This window comes from Halopseudomonas sp. (genome assembly GCF_036961105.1).
Classification (GTDB): domain Bacteria; phylum Pseudomonadota; class Gammaproteobacteria; order Pseudomonadales; family Pseudomonadaceae; genus Halopseudomonas.
On sequence record NZ_JBALWW010000003.1, the window covers coordinates 286,822 to 309,760 of the forward strand.

A 22,939-nucleotide genomic window follows, 5' to 3' on the forward strand; every position below is an offset into this window, starting at 1 on the left:
AGGAAACATGCCGCATTGCGCTCAACACAAAAGGAGCTGCCCATGGCTGGTGTAATGGATTCAGTCAATCAGCGCACACAGCTGGTTGGTCAGAATCGCTTGGAGCTGCTGCTGTTCAGGCTGGCAGGTAATCAGCTATACGGTATCAACGTGTTCAAGGTGAAAGAGGTGTTGCAATGCCCGCGCCTGACGATGATGCCCAAGCTGCACCCGGTGGTGCGCGGCGTGGCGCACATTCGCGGCGGCACCTTGCCCATCCTTGATCTGAACCGTGCTACCGGCGGCCCTGGCCTGGATAACCTGGATACGGCCTTCGTTATCATCACCGAGTACAACTACAAGGTGCAGGGCTTCCTGGTTCGTTCGGTTGAGCGCATCGTCAATATGAACTGGTCTGAAATTCATCCACCGCCAAAGGGCACCGGCCGTGAGCACTACCTCACAGCAGTGACCCGCGTGGATAATCAGATGGTCGAGATTATCGACGTCGAGAAGGTCCTGGCCGAGGTGGTGCCCACCAACGAGAAAATCTCCGAGGGTGTGATCAATCAGCAAACCCAGGCTGAGGCGGTATCGCGTCGGGTGCTGATCGTCGACGACTCCTCCATTGCCCGCAAGCAGGTATCACGCTGCTTGCAGGAAGTAGGGGTGGAGATCATCACGCTCAATGACGGGCGTCAGGCGCTGGATTGGCTGAAACTGCAGGCAGATCAGGGCGAAGATGTCAGCAAGAGCCTGCTGATGATAGTCTCGGATATCGAAATGCCCGAGATGGATGGCTACACTCTCACGGCCGAGATACGCAACGATCCACGTTTGAAGAACCTGCATGTCATGCTGCATACCTCGCTCTCGGGTGTATTCAATCAGGCAATGGTAAAGAAGGTGGGCGCCGACGACTTCCTTGCCAAGTTCAAGCCTGATGACCTGGCCCAGCGCGTGATTGATCGTCTGCACGCTATGCGTGAGCCGACTGAGTAGCGCATGCTGAGGAACTTCTTACTGAATTCAGATAATCCAAGGCGGTCCGTGTGACTTTGGCAAATCAGGACTTTCAGGTCTTTCGCGAGTTTTTGGAAAAGGCCTGTGGCATTGTGCTGGGTGACAACAAGCAGTATCTGGTATCGAGCCGACTGAACCGACTGTTGGAGCAGGAAAAGATCGGCAGTCTGGGCGAGCTGGTCAAGCGCATTCAGAGCCAGCCGCGCGGCGGTTTGCGTGAGTCGGTGATTGATGCCATGACCACCAACGAAACACTCTGGTTTCGGGACGTCTATCCCTTTGAAGTACTCAAGAAAAAGCTGATTCCCGAGTTCATCAAGAGTAGCCCGGGGCAGCGTTTGCGTATCTGGTCGGCGGCTTGCTCGTCGGGCCAGGAGCCCTACTCGCTGAGCATGTCGATCGATGAGTTCGAACGCAGCAACCTGGGGCAGTTGCGCAGCGGCGCGCAGATTGTTGCCACCGACCTGTCGGGTGGCATTCTGAATGCCGCCAAGAGCGCTGAATACGACAGTCTGTCGGTAGCGCGCGGCTTGTCTCAGGAGCGGCTGACGCGTTATTTCGATCCACAGGGGCCAGGTCGTTGGGCGATCAAGCCGGCGGTCCGCAGTCGGGTGGAGTTCCGGGCCATGAACCTGCTCGACAGCTATTCCATGCTGGGCAAGTTCGACATCGTGTTCTGCCGCAATGTGCTAATCTACTTCTCGGCTGACGTCAAGAAGGACATTTTGCGCCGCATTCATGCCACCTTGAAACCTGGCGGTTATCTGATGCTGGGTGCCTCCGAAGCTCTAAATGGTCTGCCGGAGTTGTATCAGATGGTGCAATGCAATCCCGGCATCGTTTACCAGGCGCGCTGATCCCTTCTTTGAATCGAGCGTTGTCGCCGTCGCCGCGGTGGCAACGTCCTTGCCGCCTTTCCCTCCGTCGCCGCGCTGGTTTTTTGCCGCTTGCCGGTAATGCTTTGCCGCTTGTCTCGCTGTGCGATCGCTAAATATCTGAATTTTAAGCATTAATTTTTTTGGCACGAGCTTTGCTTTGTTGTTGGCAGCAGGGTCCTTTGGGCCTGGTGTCAGAACGAGGAAGGCTGTCATGAGTTTGAGTTTCGAAAATGCCCTGGGGATTCACGAGCAAGCGCTCAAGTTCCGCTCTCAGCGGGCTGAGGTGCTGGCCAACAATCTTGCCAATGCCGAAACCCCCAACTACAAGGCGCGTGACCTGGAGTTCGGCGCTGTGCTGGCCGCGCAACAGACTGGCGGTAGCCAGTCATTTGGCGTCGCGCAGACCAACCAGGCGCATATCGCTGCCGAAAGCCTGATCGATCAGGTTGCCGGTCTGCGCTTTCGCAACCCCATGCAACCCTCGCTCGACGGCAACACCGTAGATCCTGAAGCAGAAAAAGCGGCCTACGCCGAGAACGCCATCGACTTTCAGGCCAGCTTCACCTTCCTCAACAGCAAGTTCAAGGGGCTGATGACCGCCCTGCGAGGAGAGTAACGCATGTCACTTGACAAGATTTTTGACATCGCCGGTTCCGGTATGAGTGCGCAATCACTGCGCTTGAACACCGTGGCCAGCAATATTGCCAACGCCGAGACGGTATCCAGCAGCGTTGAGCAGACCTACCGCGCCCGCAACCCTGTGTTCGCCACCATATTCAATGCCCAGCAGAGCGGTGGTGCATCGCTGTTCAGCGATCAGCAGCAGGCGGGAGAAGGTGTGCAGGTACTGGGTGTGGTCGAATCCGATGCCGAACTGGAGCCGCGCTACGAGCCGGATCACCCGATGGCGAACGAAGAAGGTTATGTGTTTTATCCCAACGTCAATGTGGTTGAAGAAATGGCCAATATGATGGCGGCGTCGCGGTCCTACCAGACCAACGTCGAAGTCATGAATACCGCCAAGACCATGTTGCAGCGCGTCCTTACCCTGGGCCAGTGAACGGAGATTTATAGACCATGAGCGTCAGCAATAATGTGGCAGTCGGCAATAGCGTACTGGACCAGTATCAGCTCGATTCGGATCGCTTCGCCACTGGCGACGAGCTGGGCAAGGATCAGTTTCTGGAACTGCTGGTGGCGCAGATGAACAATCAGGACCCGCTGTCGCCGCAGGAAAACGGCGAGTTCATCGCTCAGCTGGCGCAGTTCAGTACCGTTGAGGGAATCGAGAACATGAACAGCTCAATGGAAGCGCTGCTCAGCGGTTATCAGTCATCGCAGGCGCTGCAGGCGTCGTCGATGGTAGGGCGCACGGTGATAGTGCCGTCCGACAAGGCAATAGTGGATACCGCCAACGGGCTTGAAGGGCAGCTGGCCCTGCCCAAAGACAGCAGCGCGGTCACCGTCCAGGTGCTCGACAGCTCAGGCAGTCTGGTGGATACCATCAATATGGGCAGTCTCGAAGCCGGTATGCATGACTTTAGCTGGGATGGCCAGGATGCCGACGGCAATATCTTGCCGTCCGGGGCCTATACCTTCGAAGCCACCGCCTCGATTGACGGAACCAGCACCGAGCTGGCAACCCTGCTGCCGGCCAATGTGGACAGTGTTTCGCTGGGGGCTGGCGACAATGGCGAGCTGCTGCTCAATGTGGCAGGTCTGGGCAGTATCAGTCTGTCCAACGTTTATTCAATCAAATGACAGTCGTCCGACACTGACTGAGGAGAAATACCATGGCATTTAATATCGGTTTGAGTGGTATCCGGGCGGCGGCATCCGATCTGAATATCACCGGTAACAACATCGCCAACGCCGGCACCGTCGGCTTCAAAAGCTCGCGTGCCGAATTTGCCGATGTCTATGCGGCTTCCGTGCTGGGCTCGGGCAGTAATGCCCAGGGTAGCGGTGTTGCCTTGGGCAACTCTGCGCAGCTGTTCACTCAGGGCAACATCGGCTTCACCGAAAACAGCCTTGACCTGGCCATCAATGGCAACGGTTTCTTTGTGACCAGCAAGGACGGCGCGCTCGGTTACACCCGCGCCGGTTACTTTGGTACCGACAGCGCGGGCAACATCGTCAACAATGCCGGCGAGCGCTTGCAGGGTTTTGGCGTGAATGCGGTCTCTGGTCAGATCAACCAGGGGATCCAGACCGACCTGCGGGTTGATACCCGTTCGGCCGATCCGAATGCCACCTCGACCATTACCTCCACCTTGAATCTGAATTCCACGCAAACGCGCCCGGCTGTATTTACCCAGCAGTATGATGCGGCGTACGCTGCTTCCATTAGCGGCGCAGCGACACCGGGTAGCCCTACTCCCGAAGAGATAGCTGCTGCCGAAGAGGCGGGTTTGGCTGCCGGACGAGCTACTTTCGATCCGACCAACTCTGCCTCCTACAACAGCTCCACTTCGGTCAAGATCTATGACAGCCTGGGTAATCCCCATGATCTGACCAAGTATTTCGTGAAGAACGATGCCAACAGTTGGGATATGCATGTATTGATTGATGGTGTTGCGCAGCAAACCGCAGTGGCATCCGATCCGAGTGCGACTCCCGGCAGCCCGGTTAACCTGCAATTCAACAGCGTAGGGCAACTCACCACGCCGCAGCCGTACAACATAGTGGGTTGGGCACCGCTTGATAGCGAAGGGCAGCCCACGGGTGCAGAGTCACCTGCGGCCAATCTGAGCCTGGATCTTGCGGGCTCTTCGCAATACTCCACCAGCTTTGCGGTTACCGCGGTGACCCAGGACGGCTTTACCACTGGTGAGCTGGCAGGGCTGGAAATTGATCAGTCCGGCCTGCTGGTAGCACGCTACACCAATGGCCAGACGCGCGTGCAGGGTCAGGTTGTACTGGCAACTTTCGCCAACCAGCAAGGACTCACTCCGCTGGGCAACACCTCTTGGGCACAGTCATTCGCCTCAGGCGAGCCGGTGATAGGTGCGCCAACGACCGGGACGCTTGGCGGCATTCAATCCGGAGCTCTGGAGGCGTCCAACGTGGATATCTCCGAGCAACTGATCAACCTGATTGTGGCGCAGCGCAACTATCAGGCCAACGCCAAGACCATCCAGACCGAAGACGCGGTCACCCAGACTATTATCAATCTGCGTTAAGCGTTCGGCTGGTTTAGCGGCACCGGCAGCGGCAATACTGGCAACATACGTTGCCGGTATTGCCGCTTTTTTTTTGCGTGAATTAAATCAAGCGATTGATATCAAAGACTAAATCCTGCCAAGTGTGCTGCTGGCACGATCTGTGCTTTATCTTCTGTATCTAGAGCAAAAGCGGCAATTCCTTGTCGCGCAAGTTGATGCGGAGAAGGGCATGGACAAATCCTTGTACATATCCATGACGGGTGCCAGTCAGAACGCCTTGGCGCAGCGCTCGCACGCCAACAACCTGGCAAACCTGACTACCACAGGCTTTCGCAAGGACTTCGAGCAGGCGCGCTCCATGCCGGTATTCGGTGATGGCTTTGCCACCCGTGCCTACGCCATGACCGAGCGCCCCGGCACCGATCTTTCCGCTGGCAGCATGCAGGAAACCGGCCGCGAGCTGGATGTGGCGGTGCAGGGTGAAGGTTGGATTGCGGTCCAGGCGCCAGACGGCACCGAAGCCTATACCCGCGCCGGCAATCTGAAGATGGACGTATTCGGCATCCTGCGTACCGGCAGCGGTCTGCCAGTGCTGGGTAATGGTGGCCCGATCGCCATTCCGCCGGCGGAGAAAATCGAGATTGGCTCCGACGGCACCATCAGCATCCGTGCTCTTGGCGAAGCGCCTACGGTGATGGCTGAAGTGGACCGCATCAAGCTGGTCAATCCCGACCCTGGCGTCATGCGTAAAGGCGAAGATGGTCTGATGCGCGTGAATGATGGGCTGGAGCAGCCGCCCGATGCGGCCGTGCAGGTGGCTACTGGTTTTCTTGAGGGCAGCAACGTCAATGCAGTAGAGGAAATGACCTCCATGTTGGCGCTGGCCAGGCAATTCGAATTGCACGTGAAAATGATGCGTACCGCTGACGAGAATGCCCAGGCGGCCGATCGCGTCCTGCAAATCAGTTAACTTTCAACAGCAGTGTCAGTTAACTGACACGCGAGGAGAGACACCATGCTCGCAGCACTTTGGGTAAGCAAAACCGGTTTGTCCGCCCAGGACACCATGCTCACCACCATTTCCAACAACCTGGCGAACGTCTCGACCACTGGCTTCAAGCGCGATCGCCCCGAGTTTGAAGACCTGCTGTATCAGGTCAAGCGTCAGCCGGGTGGTCAGAGCACGCAGGACACTCAACTGCCTTCGGGTTTGCAGCTGGGTACCGGTGTGCGGGTAGTGGGCACCCAGAAAATCTTTACCGAAGGCACGCTGCAGACCACCGAGCAGCCGCTCGACATGGCGGTCAATGGTCGTGGCTTCTTCCAGATTCTGATGCCCGACGGCAACTTGGGTTATACCCGCGACGGTAGCTTTCACCTGGATGCAGACGGTCAGATTGTTACCTCCAACGGTTTTCCGCTGGAGCCCGGCATAGTACTGCCTGACGACGTACAGAGTCTCACCATTGGCGAAGACGGCACCGTCAGCATCTCCGTATTTGGCGATGCCGGCGTGCAGCAGATCGGCAATATCCAGACCGCCGACTTCATCAACCCGGCCGGCTTGCAATCGATCGGCAACAACCTCTTTCTGGAAACCGCAGCCAGTGGTGCGCCACAGACCGGCAATCCCGGCGAGAACGGCCTGGGCACCGTGCTGCAGAATACGCTGGAGAATTCCAACGTGAGCGTTGTGGAAGAGCTGGTGAACATGATCACCACGCAGCGCGCATACGAAATGAACTCCAAGGTCATATCCACCGCAGATCAGATGCTGCAGTACATCAGTCAGAACCTCTGACGGGAGCTATCCGCAATGAAAATGTTGCGTAATGCATTGGTGCTTTTCGGTCTGGCAAGCCTGGTGGGCTGCATGCAGATGCCACCCACCCGCGACGACCCGACTTATGCGCCTGTGTTACCGCGCACGCCGTTGCCGCAGGAATTGAACAACGGCGCGATCTACCAGCCGGGCTTCGAAATGAGCCTGTACAACGACCGCAAGGCGCACCGGGTAGGTGACATCATCACCATCACCCTGAGCGAGCGGACCGCGGCCCAGAAAACGGCTGAAAACGAGATCGACAAGGACAGTAGCGTTTCCATCGCCAACCCGACCCTGCTGGGCAATGTGGTCGGTGCCAAGGGATTGGATCTGGGGGTGAGCCTGGCCGGGCAGCGTGAGTTTGACGGTTCAGCCGACGCCAATCAGAGCAACAGCCTGACCGGCTCGATCACCGTGACCGTAGCCGAGGTGCTGCCCAACGGTATTCTGGCGGTGCGTGGCGAGAAATGGATCACCCTCAATCAGGGCGACGAACTGATTCGTATATCCGGCCTGGTGCGGACCGACGACATAGGCCCGGACAACACCGTGTTGTCGACCCGGGTCGCGGATGCACGCATTACCTATTCGGGTACCGGCGCCTTTGCCAATGCCAGTCAGCCTGGCTGGTTGAACCAGTTCTTCCTCAGCCCGCTGTGGCCATTCTGACAGGAGAGACAAGATGCGCCTTTTTACGCTCTGCCTATGTCTGCTAATGGCCAGCCCCCTGGCTCTGGCTGACCGCCTGAAGGATATCGGCAACATTGCCGGCGTTCGCAGCAACCAGTTGATCGGTTACGGTCTGGTGGTGGGTCTGGATGGTTCTGGTGACCAGACCAGCCAGACGCCTTTCACCGTGCAAACCTTCAACAACATGTTGGCGCAGTTTGGCATTACCGTGCCGCCGGGAACCCGCATTCAGATGAAGAACGTGGCTGCGGTGGCAATTCATGCCGATCTGCCACCGTTTTCGCGGCCGGGCCAGACCATCGACATCACCGTGTCGTCGATCGGTAACGCCAAAAGCCTGCGTGGTGGCAGCCTGTTGATGACCCCGCTCAAGGGGATCGACGGTCAGGTTTACGCCATCGCCCAGGGCAACCTGGTGGTCGGCGGTTTTGGTGCCGAAGGGGCGGACGGCTCGCGCATTACCGTTAACATTCCCAGCGCCGGGCGGATTCCCAACGGTGCCACGGTAGAGCGTTCGGTGAGCAGCCCCTTTGCGTCGGGCGATCACCTGACCTTCAACCTGAATCGACCGGACTTCACCACCGCCAAGCGGGTAGTGGACCAGGTGAACAATACCTTTGGCCCCGGTGTGGCGCAGGCATTGGATGGCGGCAGCATTCGCATACGCGCGCCGATCGACCCTAACCAGCGTGTCGACTATCTGGCGATGGTCGAGAATCTGGAGATCCAGCAAGGCAATGCCGCAGCCAAGGTAATCATCAACTCGCGCACCGGCACCATCGTGATTGGCCAGGATGTTCGCGTGCAGCCTGCGGCGGTGACCCACGGCAGCCTGACCGTGACCATCAGCGAGAATGTGCAGGTCAGCCAGCCAGATGGTGTGCTGTCGGGCGGTCAGACCGTAGTGGCGCCGAGCTCGCAGATCAACATCGATCAGGGAGACAGCCGCATGTTTGTCTTCAATCCTGGTGTTTCTCTGGACGAGATTGTACGCGCGGTCAATCAGGTAGGCGCGGCACCGGGCGACCTGATGGCCATTCTCGAAGCACTCAAGCAGGCCGGCGCTCTTAACGCCGATCTGGTCATCATCTGAGTCTGGAGGCCAGCATGAGCATCAGCAACAGCAGTCTCAACTACACCGATCTGAACAGCGTCAGTCAGCTGAAATCGGGTGCCAAGGCCAACAGCCCGGAGAATATCCGCAAGGTGGCCGAGCAGTTCGAGTCGCTGTTCGTGAACATGATGGTCAAGAGCATGCGTGATGCCAATGCGGTGTTTGCCGAGGGCAATCCGCTGAACACGCCGCAAACCCGTCACTACCAGGACATGTACGACAACCAGCTGTCGATTCATCTGGCCGAAAGCAAGGGCCTGGGCATGACCGACGCGCTGATGCGGCAGTTGTCACCCCAGAGCAGCGGCGCAGCGCAAACCAGCGGCAGCGGTAAAGCTCAGGCAGTGGAAGGCGTGGATCAATCTGCGTTGCTGGCGCGTCGTCGTCTGGCGATTTCTACCAACTACAGTGAATGGGCGCAGCGTCATGCGCAGCAGAGCGCTACTGGCACGCCGGCCGCTACCGGCAGTGCAGTCAAGGATGAGCGCAGCCTGGCCGATACCTGGCAGCCCCTTCGCGGCCTGCAGGCCAGCGCGCGGAGTGCGGCCAGCAGCGCCAGTGTGCAGGCGTTAAGCGCTGAAACGGCCGGGCGTACTCGCTTTGCCAATGCTGACGAGTTTGTCGAAACCATGTTGCCGATGGCCGAGAAGGCGGCTGCGCGCCTCGGCGTGGATCCGCATTATCTGGTGGCGCAGGCAGCGCTGGAAACCGGCTGGGGCAAATCGATCATCAAGGGCTCTGACGGCGCCAGCAGTTACAACCTGTTCGGCATCAAGTCGCATGGCGGCTGGCAGGGTGAGTCTGCCAGCGTGATGACTACCGAGTTCCGCAACGGCGTGGCTGGCAAGGAGCGCGCGGCGTTTCGCAGTTACGATTCCTGGGAGCAGAGCTTCGAGGATTACGTGAACTTTCTGGAAACCAATGGCCGCTATCAACAGGCGCTGAGCAGCACTGCGAATCCGGATTCCTTCTTCCGTGAATTGCAGCAGGCCGGTTATGCGACCGACCCGCAGTACGCCAGCAAGGTATCGCAGATCGCGCGCAAGTTGATCAGCGAAAGCGGTACCCAGTTGGCCAACAACTCAGCGACAGCTGACAGCACAGGCAGAGCATAATGGCAGACCTCTTTGGCATTGGACTCAGCGGGCTCAAGTCGGCGCAGACCCAGTTGTCGGTTACCGGCCAGAACATCAGCAACGTCAATACGCCCGGCTATACCCGGCAGACGGCTGTGCAGGCGGCGCAGGTGCCTAGCCTCAGCGGAGCCGGGTACCTGGGCAACGGCAGCAAGGTGGTGGATGTCGAACGCATCTACAACCAGTTTCTGACCAATCAGGTACGCTCCAGCACCTCGGCCAATGCCGAGGTCAAGTCGTTCCAGTCACAGATGGAACAGCTCAATACCCTGGTCTCCAGCAGCGCCACCGGCATCACGCCCGGTCTGCAGAACTATTTCGACGCGCTGCAGACGGCGATTGAAGATCCAGCCAACCTGCCGGCGCGCCAGCTGTTTCTTTCCGAAGCCGAGGGCATGGCCTCCCGCTTCAATACCGTGCACGCGAGCCTGGCCGGGCAGAATCAGTTTCTTGGCCAGCAAATGAGCTCTCTGGCCGATCAGGCCAGTCGGCTGGCAACCTCCATTGCCGGCTACAACGATAGCATTGCCAAAGCCGCTGCCAATGGCGCACAACCCAACGATTTGCTGGATGCCCGTGACGAGGCCGTGCGGCAATTGTCCGAATTGGTGGGTGTTACCGTGGTGCCGCAGGATGATAACCAGATCAACGTGTTTGTTGGTTCGGGGCAACCGTTGGTGGTTGGGAACAAGGCTTCTACGTTGGCGGTACGCCCTGGCGCATCCGATCCAACGCGGGTAGATGTGGTGCTGCAGAGTGGCGCCTCGGTTCAGGATATTACGTCGCTGGTAAGCGGCGGTGAGCTGGGTGGCCTGGTGCGCTATCGTCAGGACGTGCTCGATCAGGCAATGAATGCTATCGGTCGTCTGTCGCTGGCCATTGCCGATCAGTTCAACCAGCAGCAGGGGCAGGGCCTGGATCTCAACGGCAATGCCGGCTCGCAATTGTTCAACGACATCAACAGCGAGGCATTGGTGGATGGCCGCAGCCAGGCCCGGGTCACCAACTCCGATCCCGATGCCAAACTGGACGTGCTGATCGGTGACACCTCGCAGCTCAGCACCTCTGATTATGAAGTCGTATTTTCCAACGCGACCGAATTTACCGTACGCCGCACTGCGGATGACAAGGTAACCGGGCCCTACCAACTGGGCAGCGCGCCGCCACCGGAACTGGATGGTTTCACCATTGAGCTGGATTCCGGCAGCATCACTTCGGGCGACCGTTTCTTGCTGACGCCCACCCGTTATGCGGCCTCAAGCATGGACGTGGTAATGCAGGAGCCGCAGGAGCTGGCCTTTGCGGCGCCTGCCAGTACTGAAGCAAGTCTGGATAATCGTGGTACCGGCAGTATTTCTCAACCGAACTTGGCTAGCGGCCCCTCACCCATAAGTGCTGATGAGCTGGCAGGGCTGTTGACACCGCCGCTAACGCTGACTTATGAAGATATAGATACGGCCAGCGGCCAATTGAGCCTTCCTGATGGCACAGTACTGCCCTTCGTGAAAGGCCAAAATAACAGTATCGATGTCACTGTCGGCGGTTATACCTTCAGCATGGCTATGAACGGCACGCCCAAAAATGGTGACAGTTTTACTTTGAGCTTCAATACCGGCGTGGCGGATAACCGCAACGCCCTGGCGATGTCAGAACTGCAGAATGCCAAGGTGCTGGGGCAGGCGGGTGGCGCAGACGGCTTCTCCTTTGTCGATGGCTACGGGGATCTGGTGCAGCGCGTGGCAACCTATACGGCGCAGGCGCGTACCGATGCCCAGTCCACTGCCGCAGTGCTGCAACAGGCCACCAACAACCGCGATTCGGTGTCGGCCGTGAGTCTGGATGAAGAGGCCGCCAACCTGATCAAATTTGAGCAGTACTACAATGCCTCGGCACAGGTGATTCAAGTTGCACGCTCATTGTTCGATACATTGATCAACAGTATTCGCTAACGGGTAACGAAAGATGCGAATTTCCACGATTCAACAGTTCAATACCGGCGTGCGCGGCATACAGGACAATTACGCCCAGGCTTCGCGTACGCAGGAGCAGATCAACTCCGGCAAGCGCATTCTGTCGCCGGCGGATGATCCCGTGGCCACGGTGCGGCTGCTGCAGTTGAGCCAGGAAGCGAACAAGCTTGAGCAGTACAAAACCAACATGACAGCGGCGACCAACAGCCTGGCGCAGGAAGAGGCCGTGCTCAACTCGGTCAACAACGTGCTGCAGCGGGTGCGCGAAATCACCCTGGAAGCTGGCGGTGGCGCGCTGAGCGACCAGGACCGGCAGGCGCTGGCCACCGAGCTGGAGCAGCGTGAGGGTGAATTGCTCGACTTGTTCAATAGTCGCAACGCACGGGGCGAGTACCTGTTTGGCGGTTACCAAAGCAAGGAAGCGCCCTTCGTGCAGAACTCCGATGGCAGTTACAGCTATCAAGGCGATGAGGGACAGCGCTCGGTGCAGATCGCCGGTTCCAAAACCGTGGCCCTGAATGACAATGGCAAAGAGCTATTCGTCAATATTGCCAACGTCAACCGCGTGGTGACCAGCACAGCTGAGGCTCCTGAGCCAACCAATACGGGCACCGGACGGATTTCGCTCGGGGTGGTGGAGAACAAGACTGTCTACGACGACCAATTCTATCCGCAGGGAAGCGTGGATATTGTGATCGGTGCTGATGCTGAAAGTTATGAAATAGTCGACAGCACCGGCAACCCTCTGGTGCCACCCGTAACCGGTGCACTGGAGAGAAATGATAGTGGCAGTTACGACATTCGTTATGCTGGCGTGAGGGTAACGCTGGACGGCGAGCCAGCGGCGGGCGACAGCTTCACCATTGCCAATGGTGGCAGCGAAAATCGCGAAACCCGCGGCATACTGGATAGCATCTCGACTCTGCGCAAAACGCTGGAAAGCCCCGGTGACAGCACCGACGCCAAGCTGGAGCGACGCGACGTGCTCGCGGTGACCCTGGACAACCTTGATAACGCCATGAACAGCGTGCTGCAGGTGCAAACCACCATAGGCGCGCGGATGAACGTGATTGATTCTACTCAGGTGCAGAATGACGAGCTGTCGCTGATCAACACCACAGTCACCTCCGAGCTGGAGGACCTGGATTACGCCGAAGCGCTCAGTCGGCTCAGCCTGCAGACCGTGGTGCTGGAGGCGGCGCAGCAGAGCTTCGTGAAGGTTAGCGGCCTGAGTCTGTTCAACCTGATCTGAGCCGGTCTCTTGGGGCTGACTATCCGTTTGCCGGCAGCGGCCAGGGCCTAGGTTGCGGCGGCCCGCCGCAGCATCTCGATAAAAGCGGACGCCGCCGGGGACAGCGGCCGCTGTACGCGGGTAACCAGGCCGAAGCTGGTACCCGGCATCAGCTCTGGCCAATCGAGCAGGGCGAGTTCACCCCGCGCCAACTCCTCCTCAAGCGTGCTCCGGCTGGCAATGCTCAAGGCATCGCATTGCATGACCAGGCGTTTGAGCACATCCAGATTGTCGCACTCCAGGCTGATCATCGGCTCTGGGCGGGGCAGGGTGCGCTGAAGAATCTCCTTGATGCTGGCAGGCAGCCGAAAGCTGGCCAAGGGGTATGCGGCCAACTGCGGTGGTGTCAGACCGCGCTGCCCGCATAGCGGATGCCCGGGTCGGCAGAACAGCAGACTGGGCTCCTGTTGCAAGGGTTGTACTTGGAGCAGCGGGTCGCCCTGCAGCTCGCGGATGTCAGCCACAAACAACTCCAGCTCCTCTGCCAGCAGTTGACCGCGCAACGCACTCCAATGCTGAATATCCAGGCGCACGCGTACCCCCGGATAGAGCTTGTTGAACTGGCCCAGTACGCGGGGCAGCAGGTCGGCAGCGGGGAAAGGGCCAGCGCCTATCAGGAGCTCGCCGTCTTCCAGGTCATTGAACTGACGCAGGGCATTTTTCAAGGCGGTGCTGCCGGCCAGCAAACGTGTGGCATGCTCCAGCACCAGTTGTCCCTGGGGTGTCAGTTCCACACCCTTCCCGCCGCGCACGATCAGCGCGCAACCCAGGCGGTGTTCCAGCGTCTGTATGCTGCGGCTCAATGCCGGCTGGCTCAAACCAATGGCCTCTCCCGCACGAATGAAACCCTGGTGCTCTACCAGGGCAGCAAAGTGGCGTAGCGATTTCAGGTCCAGCGGGTGCTGTTCGCTCATGGGCTTGCCAGTGAATTGATGATAGGGCAATCGGCGCGCGCGTCGCCCTGGCAGCTGCGGGCCAACTCGGCCAGGGTGTCGCGCATGGCCTGCAGCTCGGCGATCTTCTGTTCCAGTTCCTGCAGATGCTGTTGCGCCAGCGCTTTGACCTCGGCGCTGCTGCGCGAGCGATCCTGCCACAGCGTCAGCAACTGTGCTACCTGCTCCATACTGAAGCCTAACTGCCGCGCACTGCGAATAAAGCGCAACTGGTGCAGTTCGTTTTCGTTGTACTGACGGTAGCCTGCCTCACTGCGGGCCGGAGCCGATAGCAGGCCGATCTGTTCGTAGTGGCGAATCATGCGTGCACTCAGGCCACTGGCCCTGGCCACCTGACTGATATTCATGCGTCCTCCGGTTTCCAGCGTTTGAGCAGTAGCGCGTTGCTGACCACGCAGACGCTACTGGCGGCCATCATGGCGCCGGCCAACATCGGATTGAGCAGCCCGACGGCGGCCAGCGGAATGCCGATGCAATTGTAGACAAAGGCCCAGAACAGGTTCTGTCGGATCTTGTGCCAGCTGGCCCGTGATAACGACAGCGCCGCCGGCACCAGCAGGGGATCGCCGCGCATCAGCGTCACCCCCGCGCTATGCATGGCCACATCAGTACCCGTGGCCATGGCCATGCCAACGTCTGCCGCCGCCAGCGCTGGTGCGTCATTGATACCATCGCCCACCATGGCGACCGATTTGCCCTCGGCGCGCAGACGCTGAATCACCTGCGCCTTCTCGTGCGGCAATACGTTGCCGGTCACCTGACGGATGCCCAGGGCGCGGGCAACCGATTCAGCGGCGGCCTGGCTGTCGCCGCTCAGCAGCTGCACGCCAATGCCCTGGGCCTGCAGGCTGGCAACGGCGGCTGCCGCGTTGGGTTTGAGGGTATCGGTGAAGGCGAGCAGTGCAACCGCGCGCGGGGGATTGTCAGTCGCCAGCCAGGACAGTGTGGCGCCGCCTGCCGCCAGTGCCTCGGCATCCGTCAGCCAGGGCGACAGGTCGATATGATTGTCGGCCATCAAACGGGCGTTACCCAGCCAGATGCCATTGCCATCAACCTGGCCTTGTGCGCCCCGGCCAGCCAGTACTCTGAAGTTGCTGGCGCCAGGGGAATGAATCTCTCGGGCCGTAGCATAGTCACAGGCGGCGCGGGCCAGCGGGTGCTCGGCGTGCTGCTGAATGGCCAGGGCCCAGCTAAGCGCCTGGTCCTGGGGGGTGTCGTCCAATAATTTGAACTCGGCTAGTTGCGGCTGGCCCAGCGTAAGGGTGCCGGTTTTGTCGAACACCAGGGTGTCCACGCCATGTGCCTGTTCAAGGGCAAGGGCGTCGCGAATCAGAATGCCGTGGCGGGCAGCCACGCCGGTACCCACCATGATGGCGGTGGGTGTGGCCAGACCCAGCGCGCAGGGGCAGGCAATTACCAGTACGGCAATGGCGTTGAGCAGCGCCTGTTCCGATCCCAGAAATACAGTGCCCAGGGCCCAGGTGAGCAGGGCAATGAGTATTACCACGGGCACGAAGATCGCGCTTACGCGGTCGACCAGACGCTGAATTGGCGCTTTGGATGTCTGGGCGTTTTCTACCATGCGTACGATCTGCGCCAAGCGGGTTTCCGCGCCGGTGGCGCGGGTTTCCAGCAGCAGCATGCCGTCCTGGTTCATGGCGCCAGCACTCACTGCATCGCCTGGCTGGCGGCTGACTGGGAGGCTTTCACCGGTCAGCATCGACTCATCCACATGGCTTGCGCCTTCGCTTACCACGCCATCGACGGGAATGCGCTCGCCGGGGCGTACCACCAGCATATCGCCAGGGCTGACTTGTTCCAGCGCGACGTTTTCTTCTTCGCCGTTGGCGTTGCGCCGTCTGGCGGTGTCGGGGCGCAGGGCGCTGAGCGCCCGTATCGCTTCGAGCGTCTGCCCCTTGGCGCGATTCTCCAGATATTTGCCCAACAGAATAAAGCTGACGATGGTGGCCGAGGCCTCGTAATACAGCGCCGGCATTTCCCCCGGACCGGCTTGCAGCAGATGCCAGGTGCTCAATGCCCAGCCGGCGCTGGTGCCGAGCGCGACCAGTAGATCCATGTTGCCGGTCTTGTTGCGCAGCGCATGCCAGGCGCCGCGGTAAAAACGCGCGCCAAATATGAACTGCACTATCGAGGCCAGCAGCAATTGCACCCAGGGCGGCAGCATCAGCTCATGGTGGCCGAGCAGGGCCGGAATCATGCCCAGCGTCAGCGGCAGGGTGAAGACAATGGCGAGTAGCAACCAGCGCCACTCCTTGCGCAGGGTCTGGTTGCGCAGCGCCTCGGCCCGTCCACTCTCGGCAGGGCTAGCCGAATCGAGCCATTGCGCGGGATATCCCGCGTGGCGCAGGGCGGTAAACAGCGGTTGGGTATCCATATCATCGAGCAGTGCCACCCGTGCCTGCTGACTGGCCAGGTTGACTTCCGCGTGCTGCACCCCCGGCACCGTCTGCAGCGCACGCTCCACTCGGCCTACGCAGCTGGCACAACTCATGCCCTGAAGTTGCAGCACCCTGGTGGTCTGCTGCGCTGGATAACCCGCCTTGGCCAGCGCTCTGGTCGCTGCGGCCAATTGCTCAACGTCGGCGTAGTTGAACCGCGCGCTATTGGCGGCCAGATTTACCTGCGGGTCGGCGATGCCGGGCAAATCGCCGAGCAGGCGCTCAACGCGGCCTACGCAACTGCCGCAATTCATGCCGTCGAGAGTCAGAGTAATGGTGTGCATCCGGGATCCCCCATGCTGATATTGAGTTCAGCATGAACCCTGACATCATGTAAAGGTCAAGCTGCAGGTTAGAAGCCGAGCGTGGGACCGCCGCTGCCTTCGCCGAGCTTCAAACCCACTTTGAGGATCCAGTCGTTGTTCATGGCGGCCACCACCCAGGTGTGGCCTTCCCACTGTATCTGATCGCCCACCACCGGATGCCCGCCAAAGTGGCGGCTGAAAAAGGCGGCCAAGGTCAGGTCGCGCATGTCTGCCGGTACTTCGAAACCATAGAATTTACCGACCTCACCCAGTTGAGCATCGCCTTCGAGGATAAAATCGCCGAAGAAGTGGCGGCTTTCCAGGTAGCGCTTGGGCTGCGCCTTGCTGAACAGTTTCGACAGCGCTGGCAGGTCGCGCGGCCGGCCCACCACGCAGAGCACATCGTGCAGCGCCAATTGAGTGCTGCCGGTCGGGTGTAACAGGCGATTCCCCCGAAACAGCGCTGCAATGCGCGTGTCGGCGGGCATGGTCAGGTCGCGCAGGGCAACCCCGACGCACCAGTTGGCGTTGTCCAGTTGGTAGATAAGCAGCTCGAAGTCGCCCTGAATGGCGGTATCCAGGCTGGTGCGCTGTAACGGCTCTGGCTGTGGCGGGATCTCCACCTTGCACAGGCGAGCCATCAACGGCAGCGAGGAGCCTTGCAATAGCAGCGATACCAGCACCACAACAAAGGCCAGGTTGAACAGCAGCTGCGACTGCTCCAGACCGGCCAAGAGTGGAAAGATGGCGAGAATGATGGGAACAGCCCCGCGCAATCCGACCCAGGCGATAAATAAGCGCTCGCGCCATGAGAACACGAAGGGTGCCAGGCAGATAAGGACGGCGACCGGGCGTGCGATAAAGATCAGAAACAGCGCGATCAGCACGGCCGGCATGGCGATGATCATCATCTCGCTGGGCGTCACCAGCAGCCCCAGCATCAGGAACATGCCGATCTGGCTCAACCAGGCCATACCGTCCTGTACTTGCAATATGTTCTGCAGGTTGCGCACACGCTTGTTGCCCAGAATCAGACCGGTCAGATAGATCGCCAGAAAGCCGCTACCGCCAATCTTGTTGGTTACCGCGAAAACCAGAATGGCGCCGCTGGTGATCAGCAGTGGATACAAGCCCACCGGCAGGTGTACGCGATTGACCAGCCACACCAGCAGGAACCCACCGCCCAGACCGCAGAGCGCGCCAATGCCAAACTGCTCGATCAGCAGCAGGGCAAAGTTCCAGCTGAAGCTGGTTTGCCCGCTGGAGAGCATTTCGACCAGGGTAATGGTGAGAAAAATCGCCATCGGATCGTTCGAGCCGGACTCGATCTCCAGCGTCGCTCCGACCCGTTGTTTGAGATTCAATCCCTTGCCCTGCAACAGCGAGAAAACCGCCGCAGCGTCGGTGGATCCGACAATGGCGCCCAGCAACAAGCCTTGCAGCCAGTGCAGGCCCAGCAGCCAGGCGGTGAGCGCACCGGTCAGGGTTGCGCTGATCAGTACGCCCAGGCTGGCCAGCGACATGGCCGGCCACAGCCCCACCCGGAAATTCTCCACCTTGGTTCGCATGCCGCCATCCAGGAGGATGATCGCCAGCGCCAGGCTGCCGATCAGAAAGGCCGTGCTGGTATCTTCAAACGCGATTCCGCCCAAGCCGTCTTCGCCAGCCAGCATGCCGATGACCAGAAATATCAGCAGCAGCGGGATACCCAGCCGGGAAGAGAGCGAACTGGCGAGCACACTGAAGCACAGCAGCAGCGCACCAATCATGAAGAGAGTATTGATGTAGTCCATGTAACGCTTGCCTGGAAGCTGAATGGTCGATGAGTCCACTATATCGTTTCCCACCCGTTTGGGTGAAAAAATACTGTATAGTCAAGCGATTGCGCGGCTTGGGAGTGATAATGGACGCAGAATTCTGGCACACCCGCTGGCAGCGGGGAGAGACCGGCTTTCATAAGGCCGGCATCAATCCGCTACTCAGTCGCTGGTGGCCGCGCCTGGCTCTGACTGCTGGCGCCACTGTATTGGTGCCGCTGTGTGGCAAAAGCCTGGATATGCTGTGGCTGCGCTCGCAAGGGCATCAGGTAATTGGCGCAGAGCTGGCCCGCGCCGCATTGGAAGCTTTCATCAGTGAGCACCAATTGGCACTTACCTGGCAGCAGCTAGGCAGTTTTGCCGTAGCAACCGGTGACGGCTTCGAACTCCATTGCGGCGACTTTTTCGATCTTGCCGGTGCACAGCTGGGCGGGGTGACTGCGGTTTATGATCGCGCCGCGCTTATCGCTTTGCCGCCAGCCATGCGCGGCGCCTATGTGCAGCACATGCGCAGCGTTTTGCCGCCTGGCTGGAAAATGCTGCTGGTCACCCTGGATTATCCTCAGGCGCAACGGCCAGGTCCGCCGTTCAGTGTGCCCGATGCCGAGGTGAAAGCATTGTTCCGCGGATGTCTAATCGAGTTGCTGGATGAACAGGACGTGCTTTCCGAGCACGCCGTATTTGCGGCTCAGGGAATGCAGTCGCTGGTGGAGCGGGTTTATCTTGTTCGCGACGCTGCTGAGTCTCCCGGTGCAGCGCAGTCGTAGCTCGCCGGCTCGCTATAATCAGGTTTCAGTTCTACCTTTCCAGTTTGCGGAGTTCCGATGCTGGCTGCCCTCGCGCTCTTGTACAAGCTGCTGCCGCTTTATGTCACGGTCGGACTCGGCTGGCTGGCCGGTCGTTATCTGGATGCCAGCGGCAAGCATATTGCCGGCATCATGATGTACATAGTGACGCCCTCGGTGATCTTTGCCGGGGTGATGAACGCGCCACTGTCGCCCGAGGTGGTGCTGCTGCCTTTTCTCACCTTCAGCCTGTGCTCATTGCTCGGTCTGCTGCATCTGTGGCTGGCCCGGCGCTGCCTGCACGACGGCAGCGCCAACATGATTCCGCTCTCGGTAGGCACTGGCAACACCGGATATTTCGGCATTCCGGTAGCCCTGCTGCTGTTTGGCGAGCAGGGTCTGAGCATCTATATCGTCTGCATGTTGGGCACCACGCTGTTCGAGAACTCGGTGGGCTTCTATCTGGCTGCACGTGGCCGGTTTGGCGTGCGTGATTGCCTGATCAAGGTGTTGCGGCTGCCCTCGTTGTACGCTTTTTTCCTGGCGGTGCTACTCAATTTTGGTGGTATGAGCATTCCCGCTGCCTTTATGCCGCTGTTCGACAATCTGCGCGGTGCCTACAGCATCTTCGGCATGATGATCATCGGTATGAGTATTCTCAGTTTTCATGGGCTGGCGGGTAACTTGCGGTTCACCGGGCTGGCATTTGCGGGCAAGTTCATCAGTTGGCCGCTGGCAGCATTGCTGTTCTGGTGGCTGGACAGCCAATTTCTGCATATCTATGACGTGGCGGTATACCGCGCCATATTGCTGATTTCCATCACCCCGATCGCCGCCAACACCGTGGTTATCGCCACCCTGCTGGACACCAGCCCGCGTCAGGTCGCAGGTACCGCCCTGCTGAGCACCCTGGTGGCGCTGGTCTACATCCCGCTGATGATCGCCGTGCTCTTCCCCTGGATTGGCTGAACGCAGCCCCTTCTTTATCTCGTGGATGGTCTCGGGATCTACTGCCGGCTCTGTCGGGGCGGGTAGACCTGGCCAGTACAGCGCCATTATTTTGTAACAAGAGGTTTATTGCGGCTGAAAGCGCCGTGATTCCGTTAATGCTTTGTCTGATTTGGTCGATACTGAGGTAAGAGGGAGAGTGTGCATCGGCAGCGCTGATGCGGACGCAGACGCCATGTGATGCGGGACAGGGCGCAAGCGTCTTCCCTGTCTGGACTGATGAAGGTCCGGAACCGGCGAGCCAATGGAATGCACTTCGAAGGAACGAAAGGGCCGTGTGCTACGGCTGTTGTTACATCGCCAAGAACGATTGCCAACGCCGTCAATTAAAAGAGTGCAGACAATGATCAGCCTATTTCGCAATTTGAGCTTCCGTTGGAAGCTGACCCTGCCCCTGCTGGTGCTAGCCCTGCTGTTTGGTGTTCTGGGATTTTCCGCCTATTGGGCCGTCAACAACGTTGAAGGTCGCCTGGCGAGAGTCTCGCAGGAACTGCTGCCGCAAAGTTCACTCATCCTCGAGGCAGACCGTGACATGTACCAGGCCCTGCAGGCTGAACGCGCGCTCCTGGCAGGCGTCTCGGCTGCCGATGTGGGTGACGAGCACACCGCCAACATGCAGCAGGCGCGCGAGCGTATAGCCAAATACGGTTCGATGACCTCCTCAGCGCAGGGCAAGGCGCTGGCAGCTGACTTTGCCCGCGCGTTCGATATATGGCAGCGCACATCGATGGACAATGTGCGCCTGGCCGCCGCGGGTAACGCCGCACAGGGCAACGAGACCAGCTACGGTCGTGGCTTTCAGGAGTTCAGCCAGGCACGCAATCTGATTGATCAGATGACTGGTCTGGTCAGCGCCGAGGCCGAGCAGGAGAGCGTTGAGGCCGCGGCCGAGGCGAACGCCAGTCATCTGAGAGTGAGTGTCGTGCTGGTGATCGGGGCCCTGGTCTGCCTGCTGATGATTGCGTTTTTCCCCGGTTTGATTGTCACCCCGCTGCGCGACCTGTTGCAACGCATTCGCGATATTGCCGACGGTGAAGGTGATCTGACCAAGCGCGTGGCGGTGCACTCCAGCGATGAGCTGGGCATGCTCAGTCGGGCGGTCAATGATTTTCTCGAACAGCTGCAGGCTCTGATCCGGCAGGTAGCCGAATCCACTCTGCAGGTCGCCTCCGCCTCTGAGGAAATGAGCGCCATCGCTACCAGTCAGGAGCGACTGGTGAACGAGCAGTACATGGCGATCGATCAGGTCAGTACGGCCGCCACCGAGATGAGCGCGGCCATTCACGAGGTAGCCGATAACGCGCACAGCACTGCCGACGCCGCCAGTACCGCCGACAAGCAAGGGCACGAGGCATCGGCTATTGTGGGTCACACCATGAGCGACCTGCGCCGCCTGGCGGCCGATGTGGAAGAGGCTGCCGGGGTGATCGACAATCTGGAGCAGGACACCGACAAGATCGGCGGCGTGCTCAGCGTGATTCAGGGGATTGCCGAGCAGACCAATTTGCTGGCGCTTAACGCCGCCATCGAGGCGGCCCGCGCCGGTGAGCAGGGCAGGGGCTTTGCCGTGGTCGCCGATGAGGTGCGCGCCCTGGCTGCGCGCACCCAGGATTCCACGCGCGATATCCAGCAGATGATCCAGAAGCTGCAGGCCGGTGCCGGGCAGGCGGTTTCCGTTATGCAGCGTGGCGCCGAACTGGCAGCGCAGAGCGTCGAGAAGGCGACCACCACCGAGAGCTCCCTGGCAGAAACCTCGGCCTCGGTCATGCGCATCAATGACATGGCGGCGCAGATTGCCGCCGCCTGCGAAGAGCAGAGCCAGACCACCGAAGACATTGCACGCAATATCAGCGGCATTCGCGACCTGTCAAACCAGGCCGCACAGTCGTCGCAGGAGAGCCGCGATGCCAGCAATGCCCTGGCGCGACTGGCTTCTTCGCTGCAGCAACAGGTTGGCCGCTTCAAAACCTGATATTCGGGTTGTAACTTGCGGGCAAGCCGTTACAATAGCGCGGCCTGACATCAGCTCAGGCCGCTATGGTGACCCTGCCGGTCCCCTCGCAATGATCAGCCGTGAACCCGGTCAGGCCCGGAAGGGAGCAGCCGCAGCGGTCATATCGTGTGCCGGGGTGTGGCTGGTAGGGTTGCCACCCAATTCTGTAAGCCTCTGATTTATATAGTCTTCTAGCCGTTTCTTGTGCAGGTGATACAAGAGGTGGTACATGGAAGCTGTTCCGTCATACCTGCAACTATCCCGTCACTCTATCTTCTATTGTCGTATCGCTGTGCCTGAATCTCTGCGTCCGTTGGTTCGTAGACGGGAGCTGCGCCGGTCATTGAATACACGCTGTCGCCGTGAAGCCGTCCTGCGCTGCCGTGAGATACTGCTCAAGGCTCAACTGCTGTTCATGGAAGCTCTCGACGGTAAGCGACCCTGCCTAGAATTGCTGAAAGGTTCTTGGAGTGGAGCCGGTGAAGACCCCCACAGCTGGGCGGTGTGGTTGAGGCAGCAATTACCCTCTGCTGTGACTGGCTCTAAGTC

20 protein-coding genes, 1 other RNA gene and 1 pseudogene are annotated in these 22,939 nt (G+C 59.5%); 18 read left to right on the top strand and 4 right to left on the bottom strand.

Annotation, left to right across the window (positions count from 1 at the left end; translation table 11 throughout):
- The first annotated feature begins 42 nt into the window (after window positions 1-42).
- The 13 genes from V7756_RS06055 (at window position 43) to flgL (ending at window position 13,031) form a co-directional block, all read left to right on the top strand.
- Window positions 43-981: a chemotaxis protein CheV gene (locus V7756_RS06055; protein WP_335609246.1), complete on the top strand. Its 939-nt coding sequence runs from the start codon at window positions 43-45 to the stop codon at window positions 979-981.
- Window positions 982-1,031: 50 nt separating this feature from the next.
- Window positions 1,032-1,859: a protein-glutamate O-methyltransferase CheR gene (gene cheR, locus V7756_RS06060; protein ID WP_335609247.1), complete on the top strand. Its 828-nt coding sequence runs from the start codon at window positions 1,032-1,034 to the stop codon at window positions 1,857-1,859.
- 232 nt (window positions 1,860-2,091) lie between these two features.
- Window positions 2,092-2,496, top strand: a complete 405-nt coding sequence (flgB, locus tag V7756_RS06065; protein ID WP_335609248.1) for a flagellar basal body rod protein FlgB — start codon at window positions 2,092-2,094, stop codon at window positions 2,494-2,496.
- A 3-nt stretch (window positions 2,497-2,499) separates the two neighbouring features.
- Complete coding sequence (gene flgC, locus V7756_RS06070) at window positions 2,500-2,940, top strand: flagellar basal body rod protein FlgC (RefSeq protein ID WP_335609249.1); 441 nt, start codon at window positions 2,500-2,502, stop codon at window positions 2,938-2,940.
- Between the two features lie 17 nt (window positions 2,941-2,957).
- Complete coding sequence (gene flgD / locus V7756_RS06075; RefSeq protein WP_335609250.1) at window positions 2,958-3,641, top strand: flagellar hook assembly protein FlgD; 684 nt, start codon at window positions 2,958-2,960, stop codon at window positions 3,639-3,641.
- Between the two features lie 32 nt (window positions 3,642-3,673).
- The gene (locus V7756_RS06080; protein WP_335609251.1) at window positions 3,674-5,062 is read left to right on the top strand and encodes a flagellar hook protein FlgE; all 1,389 of its coding nucleotides are present in this window, start codon (window positions 3,674-3,676) and stop codon (window positions 5,060-5,062) included.
- Between the two features lie 211 nt (window positions 5,063-5,273).
- A complete protein-coding gene (gene flgF / locus V7756_RS06085) occupies window positions 5,274-6,014 on the top strand; it encodes a flagellar basal-body rod protein FlgF (RefSeq protein ID WP_335609252.1) in 741 nt (246 codons plus the stop codon).
- A gap of 45 nt (window positions 6,015-6,059) precedes the next feature.
- The gene (flgG, locus tag V7756_RS06090; RefSeq protein WP_335609253.1) at window positions 6,060-6,845 is read left to right on the top strand and encodes a flagellar basal-body rod protein FlgG; all 786 of its coding nucleotides are present in this window, start codon (window positions 6,060-6,062) and stop codon (window positions 6,843-6,845) included.
- Between the two features lie 72 nt (window positions 6,846-6,917).
- A complete protein-coding gene (flgH, locus tag V7756_RS06095; protein ID WP_442908964.1) occupies window positions 6,918-7,538 on the top strand; it encodes a flagellar basal body L-ring protein FlgH in 621 nt (206 codons plus the stop codon).
- A 13-nt stretch (window positions 7,539-7,551) separates the two neighbouring features.
- The gene (locus V7756_RS06100) at window positions 7,552-8,652 is read left to right on the top strand and encodes a flagellar basal body P-ring protein FlgI (RefSeq protein WP_335609254.1); all 1,101 of its coding nucleotides are present in this window, start codon (window positions 7,552-7,554) and stop codon (window positions 8,650-8,652) included.
- A gap of 14 nt (window positions 8,653-8,666) precedes the next feature.
- Window positions 8,667-9,788, top strand: a complete 1,122-nt coding sequence (gene flgJ / locus V7756_RS06105) for a flagellar assembly peptidoglycan hydrolase FlgJ (RefSeq protein ID WP_335609255.1) — start codon at window positions 8,667-8,669, stop codon at window positions 9,786-9,788.
- The gene (gene flgK / locus V7756_RS06110; RefSeq protein WP_335609256.1) at window positions 9,788-11,758 is read left to right on the top strand and encodes a flagellar hook-associated protein FlgK; all 1,971 of its coding nucleotides are present in this window, start codon (window positions 9,788-9,790) and stop codon (window positions 11,756-11,758) included. The genes flgJ and flgK overlap by 1 nt, the downstream gene beginning before the upstream one ends.
- A gap of 13 nt (window positions 11,759-11,771) precedes the next feature.
- Window positions 11,772-13,031: a flagellar hook-associated protein FlgL gene (gene flgL, locus V7756_RS06115; protein ID WP_335609257.1), complete on the top strand. Its 1,260-nt coding sequence runs from the start codon at window positions 11,772-11,774 to the stop codon at window positions 13,029-13,031.
- A 47-nt stretch (window positions 13,032-13,078) separates the two neighbouring features.
- Here the strand turns inward: flgL and V7756_RS06120 are convergent, their stop codons facing one another.
- The 4 genes from V7756_RS06120 to V7756_RS06135 form a co-directional block, all read right to left on the bottom strand.
- On the bottom strand, window positions 13,079-13,984 hold the full coding sequence (locus V7756_RS06120; protein ID WP_335609258.1) for a LysR family transcriptional regulator: 906 nt from the start codon (window positions 13,982-13,984) through the stop codon (window positions 13,079-13,081).
- Window positions 13,981-14,370 carry a Cu(I)-responsive transcriptional regulator gene (cueR, locus tag V7756_RS06125; protein WP_335609259.1) on the bottom strand — a complete coding sequence of 130 codons (390 nt, stop codon included), beginning with the start codon at window positions 14,368-14,370 and terminating at the stop codon, window positions 13,981-13,983. Before cueR ends, V7756_RS06120 begins: the two co-directional genes overlap by 4 nt.
- A complete protein-coding gene (locus V7756_RS06130) occupies window positions 14,367-16,766 on the bottom strand; it encodes a heavy metal translocating P-type ATPase (protein WP_335609260.1) in 2,400 nt (799 codons plus the stop codon). The genes cueR and V7756_RS06130 overlap by 4 nt, the downstream gene beginning before the upstream one ends.
- A 68-nt stretch (window positions 16,767-16,834) precedes the next feature.
- Window positions 16,835-18,580, bottom strand: coding sequence for a potassium/proton antiporter (locus V7756_RS06135; protein ID WP_335609261.1), 1,746 nt, complete (start codon window positions 18,578-18,580; stop codon window positions 16,835-16,837).
- Window positions 18,581-18,690: 110 nt separating this feature from the next.
- On the opposite strand from V7756_RS06135, the gene V7756_RS06140 reads away from it, so the two are divergent.
- From V7756_RS06140 to V7756_RS06160, 5 genes and pseudogenes are all read left to right on the top strand, one after another.
- Window positions 18,691-19,371 carry a thiopurine S-methyltransferase gene (locus V7756_RS06140; RefSeq protein WP_335609262.1) on the top strand — a complete coding sequence of 227 codons (681 nt, stop codon included), beginning with the start codon at window positions 18,691-18,693 and terminating at the stop codon, window positions 19,369-19,371.
- Between the two features lie 57 nt (window positions 19,372-19,428).
- The gene (locus V7756_RS06145) at window positions 19,429-20,358 is read left to right on the top strand and encodes an AEC family transporter (protein WP_335609263.1); all 930 of its coding nucleotides are present in this window, start codon (window positions 19,429-19,431) and stop codon (window positions 20,356-20,358) included.
- A gap of 382 nt (window positions 20,359-20,740) precedes the next feature.
- Window positions 20,741-22,369: a methyl-accepting chemotaxis protein gene (locus tag V7756_RS06150; RefSeq protein ID WP_335609264.1), complete on the top strand. Its 1,629-nt coding sequence runs from the start codon at window positions 20,741-20,743 to the stop codon at window positions 22,367-22,369.
- A gap of 75 nt (window positions 22,370-22,444) precedes the next feature.
- An RNA gene (ffs, locus tag V7756_RS06155) (signal recognition particle sRNA small type) lies at window positions 22,445-22,541 on the top strand.
- Window positions 22,542-22,619: 78 nt separating this feature from the next.
- Window positions 22,620-22,799: pseudogene (locus V7756_RS06160) on the top strand (DUF6538 domain-containing protein); the annotation flags it as partial.
- Between the last annotated feature and the right edge of the window lie 140 nt (window positions 22,800-22,939).